12 protein-coding genes are annotated in these 12,571 nt (G+C 52.9%); 4 read left to right on the plus strand and 8 right to left on the minus strand.

The features are described 5' to 3' along the window. Window positions 1–178 precede the first annotated feature (178 nt). A complete protein-coding gene (locus AB1656_20180; GenBank protein ID MEW6237710.1) occupies window positions 179–937 on the minus strand; it encodes a menaquinone biosynthesis protein in 759 nt (252 codons plus the stop codon). Window positions 938–1,258: 321 nt separating this feature from the next. Beyond that, on the minus strand, window positions 1,259–2,848 hold the full coding sequence (gene serA / locus AB1656_20185) for a phosphoglycerate dehydrogenase (GenBank protein ID MEW6237711.1): 1,590 nt from the start codon (window positions 2,846–2,848) through the stop codon (window positions 1,259–1,261). A gap of 402 nt (window positions 2,849–3,250) precedes the next feature. Between serA and xylB the strand changes: the two genes are divergently transcribed. Next, the gene (xylB, locus tag AB1656_20190; GenBank protein MEW6237712.1) at window positions 3,251–4,783 is read left to right on the plus strand and encodes a xylulokinase; all 1,533 of its coding nucleotides are present in this window, start codon (window positions 3,251–3,253) and stop codon (window positions 4,781–4,783) included. A 64-nt stretch (window positions 4,784–4,847) separates the two neighbouring features. Further along, window positions 4,848–6,059: a glycosyltransferase gene (locus AB1656_20195; GenBank protein MEW6237713.1), complete on the plus strand. Its 1,212-nt coding sequence runs from the start codon at window positions 4,848–4,850 to the stop codon at window positions 6,057–6,059. 111 nt (window positions 6,060–6,170) lie between these two features. Here the strand turns inward: AB1656_20195 and AB1656_20200 are convergent, their stop codons facing one another. After that, the gene (locus AB1656_20200) at window positions 6,171–6,536 is read right to left on the minus strand and encodes a HepT-like ribonuclease domain-containing protein (protein ID MEW6237714.1); all 366 of its coding nucleotides are present in this window, start codon (window positions 6,534–6,536) and stop codon (window positions 6,171–6,173) included. Then, window positions 6,523–6,828, minus strand: a complete 306-nt coding sequence (locus AB1656_20205) for a nucleotidyltransferase domain-containing protein (GenBank protein MEW6237715.1) — start codon at window positions 6,826–6,828, stop codon at window positions 6,523–6,525. Before AB1656_20205 ends, AB1656_20200 begins: the two co-directional genes overlap by 14 nt. 418 nt (window positions 6,829–7,246) lie before the next feature. Between AB1656_20205 and moeB the strand changes: the two genes are divergently transcribed. After that, window positions 7,247–8,032 (plus strand): molybdopterin-synthase adenylyltransferase MoeB, encoded by a 786-nt coding sequence (moeB, locus tag AB1656_20210; GenBank protein ID MEW6237716.1) that lies wholly within the window; start codon window positions 7,247–7,249, stop codon window positions 8,030–8,032. Between the two features lie 171 nt (window positions 8,033–8,203). Further along, window positions 8,204–8,476: a hypothetical protein gene (locus AB1656_20215; protein MEW6237717.1), complete on the plus strand. Its 273-nt coding sequence runs from the start codon at window positions 8,204–8,206 to the stop codon at window positions 8,474–8,476. Here the strand turns inward: AB1656_20215 and AB1656_20220 are convergent. The 4 genes from AB1656_20220 to AB1656_20235 form a co-directional block, all read right to left on the minus strand. After that, on the minus strand, window positions 8,380–9,300 hold the full coding sequence (locus tag AB1656_20220) for a hypothetical protein (protein ID MEW6237718.1): 921 nt from the start codon (window positions 9,298–9,300) through the stop codon (window positions 8,380–8,382). The genes AB1656_20215 and AB1656_20220 overlap by 97 nt on opposite strands. Next, window positions 9,297–9,878 (minus strand): hypothetical protein, encoded by a 582-nt coding sequence (locus AB1656_20225; GenBank protein ID MEW6237719.1) that lies wholly within the window; start codon window positions 9,876–9,878, stop codon window positions 9,297–9,299. Before AB1656_20225 ends, AB1656_20220 begins: the two co-directional genes overlap by 4 nt. Window positions 9,879–9,985: 107 nt before the next feature. Continuing rightward, window positions 9,986–11,578: a 1,4-alpha-glucan branching protein domain-containing protein gene (locus AB1656_20230; GenBank protein MEW6237720.1), complete on the minus strand. Its 1,593-nt coding sequence runs from the start codon at window positions 11,576–11,578 to the stop codon at window positions 9,986–9,988. Window positions 11,579–11,749: 171 nt separating this feature from the next. Beyond that, complete coding sequence (locus AB1656_20235; GenBank protein MEW6237721.1) at window positions 11,750–12,382, minus strand: VTT domain-containing protein; 633 nt, start codon at window positions 12,380–12,382, stop codon at window positions 11,750–11,752. Window positions 12,383–12,571: the final 189 nt, after the last annotated feature.

Consider the following 12,571-nt stretch of genomic DNA (forward strand, 5'->3'; position numbering starts at 1 on the left):
TCTCTATTACCAAACTGCATTTAGATTGTTACCTATAATTTCCCTCTCCCTCTGGGAGAGGGTCAGGGTGAGGGGATTATAAGTCTAGTTATATCAACCCTCACCTAACCTCTCCCAATCTTGGGAGAGGAATTTTAAAAACAACAATCTTAATGTAAACTGGTATAAGTCGCTTTTTTTACAAAAAAGGCTTCGCCTTTTGGAAGAAAAACTCCATTCCTTGTTGTTCTTTGGGGCCGAGATCGTAGCCTACGTTTTGGGTGAGATAGTTATAATAAAACGCAGCGTCTTTTACGCCTTTTTCCGCGCAGACAGCGGCCAGGCGCCGCCGATTTTCCATTCCCAAGCGTTTGGCTTCCGCGAACGGCGCCCGGATGGACTCGGGAGGCAAGCCGGGACGGACGATCCATACGGCGAAGACGAAGGGGAAGCCGGAAAATCGCTTCCAAACTTCTCCCAGATCGATGCGCCTTTCCTCGCCGCCGTATTCCAAAGCGGCGTCGCCGATCGCCAGCGCCGCGTCGGCGATTTGCAAACCGTTTTCCACCGGCGGCGCGTAGGAAATCCATTGCAGCTGCCGCCGCCAATATTCCGCATAGAGAACGCGAAGCAAAATCGAGGACGTCAGCGAACGGTTGTCCAGGGCGGCTGTCTTAACGTCTTGTGGCTCGCCTTTTGCAAAGAGGCATACGCTGGCGACATGGTTTTCGCTGCAGATGCCCATCCCGGGAATATAGCCGTACTCCGGATGCCGCAGCAGCTCGATGGAAGAGAGCAAGGCGGCGTCGATTTCGCCTCGCGCCAAGAGCGGCGCCAGCTGGGAGGGAACGTCGCGGACGAATTGCGCCTGCGGCAGCGTCTGCGGCAGATAATAGTCGAGCGGCATGGTGTTGATAAACGGGATAAGGCCAATGCGCAGGGAGGAAGAATCGGACAAGAGGACCTCATATAAATTACGAAACCACGAAAGGGCGCGAATTTCACAAAATTTTTTGAATCACGGATTTCATGGATGATTTGGATTCTATGGAGTACCTATGCGTTTTTCCATCCCAGCCTTGAAAGGCTCTTATCAAATGCCCCTTGAAAGGGGCTAACGATAATAGCTGTTTTAACGGCGGGTTGATTTCCCAATCTGGCCATCCTTTATTCTTTGCAATCTCGATTCAGGCATTCATTATTCCTCAATGCTTGTGGGTAAAGATCAGCCCATCAATGATGTGGGCTATACCTCAAATCAAATGGCAAACGGCATGAGCTATAAATCGATGCAGCGGATTTCTTTCACCGTCTTCAGCGATTTCAATTCGTCCAAAACGCTTGCCGGGACGGAGGCGTCGACATTGCATACTGTTACGGCGAAACCGCCGCGCTCCTGGCGTCCGAGCGTCATATCGGCGATGTTGATGTTGTTCTTGCCGAGAACGGTGCAGACGTGGCCGATAACGCCGGGTTCGTCGTGATTTTTGAAGAAGAGGATATTGCCGAACGGCTTGGCGTCGATATGGAAGCCGTCCACAATGACGATGCGGGGGTCGTTGTCGCCGAAGTTCGTGCCGCACAATTCCACGATCGCGTCGTCGGAAAGAAGTTTCACCGTAATCAGGTTCTTGTAACCGTCCGCTTTCGGCGATTTGGTTTCGGAATAAGCGATGTTGCGTTGTTCCGCCAGGATGGGAGCGTTCACGTAATTGACCACTTCCGTCATCATCGGCGTCAACAAGCCTTTGAGGACGGCGACGGTCAGGAAGGAGGTGTCATGGGCGGAAAGGGGGCCGGAGTAGGTAACTTCCATCTTGTTGACGTGTTTGCCGAGATATTGCGCGGCGAACATGCCCATTTTTTCGGCAAGATTCATATAGGGACCCAAAACGGCGCGCAGTTCGGGAGAGATGGCCGGGATGTTCAAAGCGTTGCGCACTTCGCCGCCGCGTAAGGCGTCCAGCGCGTTGCGGGCGATATCGATGGCGACGTTGGTTTGCGCTTCCTCCGTGGAGGCGCCCAAGTGGGGCGTGCAAACGCAATCTTCGCGGCGAACCAGGGGATGATCCGGCGGCGGGGGTTCGACTTCGAAAACGTCGAACGCCGCGCCGGCGCATTTGCCGCTTTCCAGCGCCCGCAATAGCGCTTCTTCGTCAATGATCCCGCCACGGGCGCAGTTGATAATCCGTACGCCCTTCTTCATTTTGGCGAAAGCCTGATCGTTCAATAGGTGAGTTGTTTCTTTGTTCTTCGGCGTATGAACGGTGATAAAATCGGATTCCGCATACAAACGGTCCAGACTGACAGGTTCGAAGCCCGCTTTTTTCGCTTGTTCGTCGGAAGTAAAGGGATCGTAAGCCAATACTTTCATGCCAAACGCCAACGCCCGGCTGCCGACGACCGATCCGATGCGCCCCAGGCCGATGATTCCCAGCGTCTTGCCGAAAATTTCGGCGCCGGTGTATTTCTTGCGGTCCCATTTCCCTTCGCGCAGGGAGATGTTGGCTTGGGAGACGTTGCGCGCCAGGCACATGAGGTTGGCCCAGGTCAGTTCCGCCGTGGAGATCGTGTTGCCTCCCGGCGTGTTCATGACGATGATGCCCCGCTGGGTGGCGGCGTTGACGTCGACGTTGTCGATACCCACTCCGGCCCGGCCGATGACTTTCAACTTATCGGCTTTTTCGATGATGTCCGCTGTAACCTGCGTCCCGCTGCGGATAATCAGCGCGTCGTATTCGTGGATGATTTTCTTCAGCTCTTCCGGCGGCAGTTTGGTTTTTACGTCCACTTGAACGTCGGAATGGCTTTGGAGAATGTCGATGCCTTCTTGGGAAAGCGGATCGCTGACTAGCACTTTGAATTTCATGGTATTTGCCCCGCCTATCTATACAGAATGTCGAAACGCCGAAAAAAAAATTTCAACCCGGCCGCTTATCGCGAAAAGATCAAAGGCAGGATTCGCCTTGCCTTTGCCACCCAGCCAATCAACGCATCCACCCGATTCAATGGGATTAAGGCGCTTGATATAAAGAAAAAGAATTTTATCATTCGCTTCCATCCTCTTCAAGTTTTGCAGGATAGGCTCAAAGCGAAGCGTAGTCCATCATTCTACTACCCGTCCACTGCATTGTCTTTATTGCTTTTCATGGTCTCTCTATGATATCTTTATGGATAAGGCCATAATTCGGGAATCCATCGGCTTTTCCATCCGCCGAGGACAATATTATACATTAACGGTTGCGATCAACCATTCAAGGGAGAACATCTCATGGCTTACCTAATCGGAATCGACGTGGGAACGTCGGGAACGAAAACCGTTCTTTTCGACGAAGCAGGCAAAGCGTTGGCGAGTTGTACAGTAGAATATCCGCTGCATACGCCTCATCCCGGCTGGACGGAACAGGAACCGGAGGATTGGTGGAAAGCGACGATCGAAAGTTTAAAAACCGTCGTCGGCAAGAGCGGTGTTCCCGCGAGCGATATTAAAGGCCTTGGACTTTCCGGCCAGATGCACGGCTCCGTGTTCCTCGACGAGAAAAACCAAGTCGTTCGCCCCGCCATATTATGGAACGACAACCGCACCGCCGACGCCTGCGCAGAAATTACGCAAACCATCGGCGAACAGCGGCTGCTGGAACTAGCCAGCAATCCCGCCTTGACTGGCTTCACCGCGCCCAAAGCCGTCTGGCTCAAAAACCGCGAGCCGGAAAATTTCAAGCGCACGCGCACGCTCTGCCTGCCTAAAGATTACATCCGTTTTCGCTTGACTGGCGAAATGGCGATGGAAGTCTCCGACGGCGCGGGAACGCTGCTATTCAACGTCAAAGAACGCGGCTGGTGCAATGAAATTCTGGACGCGCTAGGCATTCCCCGCGAGTGGATGCCGCCCATGAAGGAATCGACCGACGTCATCGGAACCATTACCGCCAGCGTCGCGGCGCAAACGGGCTTGAAAGAGAGAACGCCCGTCGTAGGCGGCGGCGCCGACAATGCTTGCGGCGCTACCGGCACCGGCGTCGTTGTGGAAGGGCGGATGCTCTCCTCGCTGGGAACCAGCGGCGTCATTCTCGCTCCATCGAAGACCTGCCAGACCGATCCCGAAGGCCGCGCGCATACGTTTTGCCACTCCGTCCCCAATCTTTGGTACTTAATGGGCGTCATCCTCTCGGCAGGCATGTCCCTGCGCTGGTATCGCGACACAGTCGCCGACAGCGAACGCGCCCAAGCGGAAAAATCGGGCCGCGATCCCTACGACATCCTCACCGAACAGGCGGGCCAAGCGCCCGTCGGCAGCGAAGGGCTGATCTTTCTGCCCTACCTGACCGGCGAACGCACGCCCCACAAAGACCCCCACGCGCGCGGCGGCTTCATCGGCCTCACTATCCGCCATCAGCGCCGCCACCTGATCCGCGCCGTTCTTGAAGGCATTACCTTCGCCATGCGCGACTCCCTCGAAATCGCCAAATCGCTGGGCGTGGAGATCAAGGAAGTGCGGGCCACCGGCGGCGGCGCCAAGAGCGCTTTCTGGAAGCAGCTGCAAGCCGACATCTACGGATGCGAAATCGCGACCATCGGTTCGGATCAAGGTCCGGCTTTCGGCGCGGCCATCATGGCGGGCGTAGGAACAGGCGTATATTCCTCGATCCCCGAAGCCTGCGACGCGATTATCTCCGTCGTGGAGCGAACGGCGCCGGATGCGGCGCGAGCCAAGGAATACGACGACTACTACGCCGTCTATCGCTCGCTCTATCCGGGCATCAAGAGCGCCTGCCATACGCTGTCGAAAAAAGTGGCATTGTAAGTGCGTTGGCGGCAAGTCCGCCGAATGCCCATAGAATGTTACTGACGCCGGGGCGGGGCGGCTATTGTCGGCCGCCCCGAAATATGAAAGCAAGGTTCCGCCGCGAGTTATGGAATATTTACACGCCGCGATATTTTGGGGAGGTCTCGGCCTCCTGGTTTACATCTACGCTGGATACGCCGTGGTTCTGCATATCCTATCTCGGCTTATGCCCGTAGATCATTCCGCCGACGATTCCCATCGCCCCTCGGTAACGATTCTCTTTTCCGCCCGCAACGAAGAGATGGCGCTGCCGGAGAAACTCGAAAGCCTTCGCCGCATCGATTATCCGCCGGATAAACTGCAAATCCTCGCGGCGTCAGACGCTTCGACGGACCGCACCAATGAGATTCTAGCGAATTGCCCTTTTCTAGAATGCCTGATTCTCGATACTCACGCAGGAAAGAATGCGGCGCTCAATGCGCTGCTGCCTAAAGCCAAGGGGGAGATTCTCTTCTACACCGACGCCAACACGGTGCTTCATCCCGATTGCGTCAAAACCGCCGTGCGCCATTTTCACGATCTCCGCGCGGGGGCCGTGGTGGGGCAATTGATTTTTTCTCATGAGAAGGAATGGAATCCCGTCGGACGCGGAACCGGCCTGTATTGGCGCTACGAAAACGGCCTCAAGCGGGCGGAAAGCCGCCTGGGCGCCGTGCTGGTCGGCGGCGGCTCGCTGCTGCTGGCTCGGCGGCGATTCATTGACGCTCTCGATCCCCGCATTGCCAACGATTTGGAAATTCCCGCCCGCGTCGGCGCGGCGGGCTATTATGTTTTCTTCGAAGAACAATGCGTGGGATTCGAAAAGCCCCACGCCAGCGTGGGGGAAGAGTTGCGCCGCACCTCTCGCATCGTAGCGCGGGGACTGCGCGGCTTTTGGGTTTTGTTGCCGGTAATGATAAAAACACCCTTTCGTTTGTGGGAATTTCTCTCCCATAAATTCTTGCGCTGGTTTACGCTGCCTCTGGCCTTGGCGGTTTTCATTTGCGCCTGGTTTCTGCGCGAGCAAACGTTTCCTTTATTTGTCTTCTATGCGGGGCTGCTATGGCTTGCGGGTTCGTTGATCGGCTTGGGATGGATGCGCCGAGCCTCCGCTCCGCGCTGGACGCGCCCCTTTACGCTGCTCGCCCAATTCCTGATTATGCACGCGGCGGCGGTTTGGGGGCTTGTCCGCGCTTTAGCGGGCCAGACGCCATCCACCTGGCAGGTACCGCAATCGACGCGGGAGAAATCTTGATAACATGGGCATAATATAAGGGAGATAACGAATTGATTAATGCATTCCATCCCTTTTACACAGCGGATTAATCGCTGAAGACATCCTTATCGTACACAAAAAAAAGAATGCTTACTGATCCTCATCCTCCGGAAGATCATCGGCGCCCAACGCTTCAATTCGCTTAATCAATTGAGGCAGCTTGTCCCTACATATAGTCCATAAATTTTCATAGAATATCTCTCCATATTCATGAGCAATTATGTTGCGAAGAGCGATGATTGATCGCCAGGGTATATCGGGGCAAATTTCACGCGTTTCTAAGGACATGCATCGCGCCGCCTCCCCGATAATCTCCAGATTCCGCTCCACGGCGCTTCGAGTTTTTCTATCTTTAAGAAAAGACTCATAAGACAAATCCTGCGTGAATTCTACAGCCATCCGCGCCGCATCCATCATATCCCACAAGCGAGACATATCCTTATCATCCGGCCGCATAGAGCACCTCGTACTTCCGTAATATCTCTCGCTTTCGCCAGGGATTGCGCAACGCCTCCTTGGCGACGATATCCACATCGCGGCCCGTCATGGCTATCAGTTCTTCGCGCATATCCACCCAATCGAACAAATCCCAATGCGCGTCCGGCTCGAAACTGATTAGAAAATCCAAGTCGCTGTCGGGGCCGAAATCGTCCCGGATGGCCGATCCGAAAAGCGACATCTCTCGAATCCGCCACTTTCGGCAAAACGCCGCTATCGCTTCGCGATCCAGTTGCACTTGAGGATTCATGATTTTGCGTCCTATACGCTCCTTCCGGTTATGCTTTCCTACATTATAACAACATTAAGATTTTTATTCGCATTCCTTTTCGGTTAATATAGAGTTTTTCTTAATCACTCATGCTGCGCGCGATAAATTAGTGGATGGAGTTATTTTGCTTAACGTATTGAATCGCGAAATCTCGAAACAGATCGAAAGCCACGAAATTTTTGGATTACGGATATCACGGATTCTTTTAGATTCCGCGGAAAAAACCTTCTCAAGGAGCGATCCTTTTCGCCAATTGTTTTTCCATTTTTTTTCGTGATTTTCTTTTTTATTTCGAGTCTTCGTGATTCAAACGGCGATCAAAATTAACCTCTTTTCTTTTTTAACGTCCGCTACATTGTCAACTTGTCACTAATCACTACTTTTAGGACAAAAGATCATGGACCATCTTACCGAACAACAACTCGAGCGCTATCAGCGCAACATTATTCTTCCCCCCATCGGCGAAGAGGGGCAGTTGAAATTGTTGGAGAGCAAAGCGCTGGTCATCGGGACGGGGGGTCTCGGGTCTCCGGCGGCGTATTATCTTGCTGCGATGGGCGTGGGAACCTTGGGCATCGCCGACGACGACATCGTCAGCCTTTCCAACCTGCAACGGCAAATCCTGCATACGACGATAGACATCGGCAGGCCTAAAACGGAATCCGCCGCCGAGAAATTGGCGAACCTGAATCCCGACGTACGCGTCGTTCAACATCGGCTGCGCGTCAATGCGAAAAACATTTTGGATTTGATCGAGCCTTACGATATCGTGATCGACGCCACGGATAATTTCCCCGCCCGCTTTCTGGCCAACGACGCCTGCGTCATGGCCAAGAAGCCGCTGGTACATGCGGGCGTATTCCATTTCGAAGGGCAGATTATGACCATCGTTCCCGGCGTGGGGCCGTGCTACCGCTGCGTCTTTCCCGAACCGCCGCCTGCCGGATTGATCCCCACCGGCGCGGCGGCGGGGATTATGGGCAGCGTGCCGGGAATCATGGGCGCGATCCAGGCGACGGAAGCGATTAAATATCTCATCGGCTTAGGCCAGCCATTAATTGGGACGCTATTGACGTTCAACGTCTTGGAGATGAATTTCCGGCGCGTTTATGTTCCGCGGGATAAAGAATGCCCCGTCTGCGGAGAGCATCCCGCCATAACGGCGTTGAGGGATGGCGGTTAAACTGGATAGAATTGTTTGGAAAGCGGGATAAGAGATCAAAACTTATAATAATGGAATCTTCCCATTTTCTGGAGAAAAAAGATGCCAGTCTCTCTCGATGAAATTTATGAGCAGGCCATGCTACTGCCCGACGAGTCCAAAGCCGACTTGGCCGAACGCATCGTCGAATACTTGGAAACTCACGTCAATCCTGAGTTGGAGCGTCTTCATCTGGATATCGTAAAAAGACGCAGAGAGGAAATGAGAAATCAACAAGTGGAACTTGTCGATGGTAAAGACGCTTTAGCCATGGCGCGGAAAATCATCGATGAATTAAATATTCCTTTCATCCGGAATCTATTGCTTCACTATTCCAGACTGGATGGTTCTTCATACTTTAGAAGAACGTATCGGGGACGCCCAGTTCCTACGCAAGTTGTATGTACGCAAATTTTGGTGGGTTGATTTAGAATGCGATTTATTACGCCGGCGTCTGCTATGCCCGCCCCAACTTTTCCGGCAATAATCTCCTGCGTGGACGATAGTTTAAACTCGAAGGTTCGTCTCTTTGGCAAAACGCCCTGAAAAGCCCCCTCAATTTGCTCTTCTTTTTCGCGAATATTGTCTTGGCTTAGCCGCTCCTGGCTCCGGCGCACTTCGCCAGAATCGCAAAACCGGAAACATTTATCTTTATACTCAAGTGAGCAAATGGCTTCATGTTCAACCAGCGTTCTAAGAAAATCGCGTAAAGAAATCAATGCGCGGGGATCGATATCCGATGCAGCGTCAGCCAAGTCGTCATCCGAACCAAGGGAAGCTTTCATCAAAGCGCTTGCTTTATCTATTGCCGGTTCAATACTGGAAAATTCTTCAAAATACATTTCTCCGTCCTTGGCGCGTTCTTCCAATTCGAAACCAAAAGAACCCAATGCGGTTCCCGTTATTAGAAGCTGAAAATCGTCTCGATTGGGAATAGCGCCGCGAGCGCCGAGCGGACCTGCCATGCTGGCGGCGAAAGCGGCAATCGCATCTGCGAATCGATTTACTGCCAACGCGCCGAACTCGGCAAGAATGCCGTAACTTTTTACAACGGGTTTTCCTCGAAACGTGAGTTTCGCGCGGACCGGTTCTCGTATTGGAGTTGGAACAGTTGCAAGAACTTTTTCTATAGAATCTTTGCGGGATTGAAGGCTCATGCGATCGATCGCATCCGTCTCGGGCGTCTGCGCTAAAAGCTTATCCAGTTCGCCGCGTTCCGCTTGAAGTCGTTGGTATTCATGGAGGTTCATGGTTTTCCTCCTATATTTGTTATAGCGATGAGATTGGCTTGGGCAGTCTGATCCTCGACTGGAGATAAGTCGACTTGCAAGAAACCCTTCCATAGATCGTTGCGCCGATGAGACCAGACGCTATACCAATAAGCCGATTGCCTGACTAAGTTTTCTCGTCTTCCTTGATTCAATTGTACAAAGTAAGCGTCAATCTGGTATGCCAGTTTGCTGATTGCGGGAGTGAATATATGGGGATTTGCAGAAAACAAATTCTGTTGCGTTTGGCCATGTGGAAGGAAGTAAAATGTAACCACATCCAAATCATGGGGACTGCGATTTTCAATTAATTCAACGTTCTCGAGGAAACTTCCATCAATCCACTGAAATCCTATGTTAAGTCCAACCGCATGAAGCACCGAGCGGAATCTTAAGAAGCCCAAAAGAATATCTTTACGTTCAATCGATGTCGTATACCGAAGAATAAGGTCTGTAAGAGATACCAGATAGGGCGACCGATCAGTGGATGTTGGTTTGGTGGTATTTATAGGCGGTAATACGCCTTGATTGTTCCACATGGGGATGGAAACAGTAGCCACCGGATTACCTCCATTTGTCCTTTATAATCCATAACTCGTAAATTCGTCCAAGTCTATCTTGATATGGCAAGCAGCATATCTCTTTTTTTGCATTCACTCCCCTATTCTCAAGCGTACACCCTATAATCGATCTCCTGAAAGATAGAATCCTTCCATTCCAAATCGCGCAGAAATCCATCGTCGATTTGGTTGTTCTTGATTTGTTCGTAGAGCGTATGAAAGCGATAGACATGTTCGCGGGTGCGGCGCACGGCGTAGGAAACCGCCGTGCCCGTCGTCATGATGAAGGCCCAGTCGCTGCTTTGCGCCAGGAGCAATTCCCGCGCCGCCTGGTTGAGCGCGCGCTCGGCGGCGCCTTGCGCGGCGGGATGATTTTTCGCCAATTCGACCATGCGCCCTTCGCATTCGTGCAGGTGGCGGTAAATCCAGTCGTTGCTCCCATTCAACCACACTTCGTAGAATCCCTTATCGCCCCATGACGAGGCGGCGGGCTGCACCGATTGCAGCACGGGATGGCGCTCCAGATATTCGCTGGGCGTAATCGCGGAGATCTCCTTCTGATCGTGAGCCATTTTGCGGAATAGATATTCCAAAAACTGCGGCCCTTCATACCACCAATGCCCGTACAGTTCGGCGTCGTAGGGGGCGACGATCAAGGGAGGGCGGTCTAAGAATTGCCGCAGATAATCGACCTGGTGCTGGCGGTTGAACATGAAGTTTCCCGCATGTTCCGCCGCGCGTTCGCGGGCGATGGCGGGGCGATACGGCTGTTTTTCGGAAAGGTCTACCTCGCCGGTGATGCGGTAGTATTTGAAGCCGATATTGCGGCGGATTCCGTCGTGGTGGAGATAGGGGCGGATGTACTCGTAGGGCGCATCGTAGCCCAAATCCCGGTAGAATTCGCGGTATTCCACATCCCCCGGATAGCCGGAATCGCGGCTCCACACTTGTTTGGAGGATTCCACATCGCGCCCGAAGACGGCTACGTTGAAGGGAGACAAAATGGGCGCATAGACGCCGTACTTGGGACGGGGAGCGCCGTAGAGGATGCCGTGGGAATCGATGAAGAAGAAGCGGATGCCCGCCTCTTCCAGAAATTCGTCGGCGCCGATCTCGTAGCCGCATTCCGCCAGCCAGATGCCGCGCGGCGGGCGTCCGAAGTGCTTTTCGTAATTCTTCTTCGCCGTCAGAATCTGCGCCCGCTTGGCGTTGGACGTGTTCATCAATGGCAAAAAGCCGTGCGTGGCGCAGCAGGTGATAACCTCCAAGGCTCCGGCGTCCTGCAGCCGCTTGAAGCCTTCCACGAGGTTGCGATGGCATCGGCGAAAGACGGACAGCGCCCGCAGAACGTCATCTTGCTGCTTTTTGGCGGCGCCGTGGAATTCGGCCATCGATTTTTGCGATGTGCGGTGGACTTCTTTTTCCGCCAATTCCGCCTGTTTTTCCATGCGTCTTTTGTAGCGTTCCTGCAACAGCGGGTCTGCCAGCATCTCCGCCAGCGGCGGAGTGATCGACATGGTAACGCGAAAGAAGGTTCCATCGTCCGCCATACGTTCGTAAGCGTCCAGCAGCGGGATATACGTTTCCGTCATCGCCTCGAAAAGCCAATCTTCTTCCAAAAACTCCTCATGTTCCGGATGGCGGATGAAGGGCAGATGGGCGTGCAGCGTTAAACTCAAATAACCGTACGGCTCAGGCATGGACTAATACTCCTTTACGCGGAGGACTTGCTCGATGGAACGTTTCATTTTTTTTACGTTTTCGAATCACGAAAACGCGAAATGGCTCGAATTTCACGAAATTTTCGAATCACGGATTTCATGGATTCTATAGGATTTCACGGAAAAAAACCACTTCACGGCGCATCCTATCTAAATTTCTTCGCTCTTCGCCGCCGGCTTCATATACCGCAAGGCGACGAAGCCCAATACTCCTAGAGCCAGCATAGCCGCTAAAAACAGATCGAAATTCTTCAACAAAAATTGCGCCTTCTCGCCAAAGTAATAGAGCAAAAAGCCGACGATATAAAATCTTCCCGCCCGGCCCGCCAGCGACGTCAGCATAAACGGCCAAAAGCGGATGCGGCATAGGCCGCCGCCGATGGTGAAGACTTTATAGGGGATGGGAGTAAACGCTGCAATCAACACCGCCCAGACGTCGTATTTCTGGTACATCGCCTCCACCATCTCGAATTTTTCATGGGTAAAGATGCGTCCGATGAAACGAGTCGTTACCAGCCATTCCACTAAAGGACGTCCGCCGTACAGCCCGATCGCATAGCCGCACGCCCCGCCCAAAACCGACCCTGTCGTCAAGACGAACGCAAGGAAAAACGCTTTTTCCGGCTTCAACACACCCATGAAAATATAGGGAATATCCGGCGGGATGGGAAAAAACGACGATTCCGCGAACGCCAGACACCACAACGCCGTTACGGCGTTATGCGTAATCTCTCCCCCCTGCACTACCAGCGATTTCGTCCACTCAAGCAAGCCTGCAAACACGCGCTTCTCCTTTGTTTACGGATATGTTTAATTGTAAAAATAGTTGGTTTAAGATCACCCTTCGCGTAAGATCAAAGGCAGGCTTCGCCTTGCCTTGCCGCCCGTTGGTTTTTTCTTGACAAAAACTGTAGGTATGCTATGCTAAACATATAAATATCAGGTAGGATGCCGACCCACTCTAACTTGTTT

The sequence above is a fragment of the Candidatus Omnitrophota bacterium genome (assembly GCA_040755155.1).
Taxonomy (GTDB): domain Bacteria; phylum Hinthialibacterota; class Hinthialibacteria; order Hinthialibacterales; family Hinthialibacteraceae; genus JBFMBP01.

Excerpts from the sequence above, each read along its gene's own strand:
- xylB (MEW6237712.1), top strand. The coding sequence starts at position 3,251 with ATGGCTTACCTAATCGGAATCGACGTGGGAACGTCGGGAACGAAAACC.
- AB1656_20230 (MEW6237720.1), bottom strand. The coding sequence starts at position 11,578 with ATGCCTGAGCCGTACGGTTATTTGAGTTTAACGCTGCACGCCCATCTG.
- AB1656_20220 (MEW6237718.1), bottom strand. The coding sequence starts at position 9,300 with ATGAACCTCCATGAATACCAACGACTTCAAGCGGAACGCGGCGAACTG.
- moeB (MEW6237716.1), top strand. The coding sequence starts at position 7,247 with ATGGACCATCTTACCGAACAACAACTCGAGCGCTATCAGCGCAACATT.
- AB1656_20200 (MEW6237714.1), bottom strand. The coding sequence starts at position 6,536 with ATGCGGCCGGATGATAAGGATATGTCTCGCTTGTGGGATATGATGGAT.
- serA (MEW6237711.1), bottom strand. The coding sequence starts at position 2,848 with ATGAAATTCAAAGTGCTAGTCAGCGATCCGCTTTCCCAAGAAGGCATC.
- AB1656_20205 (MEW6237715.1), bottom strand. The coding sequence starts at position 6,828 with ATGAATCCTCAAGTGCAACTGGATCGCGAAGCGATAGCGGCGTTTTGC.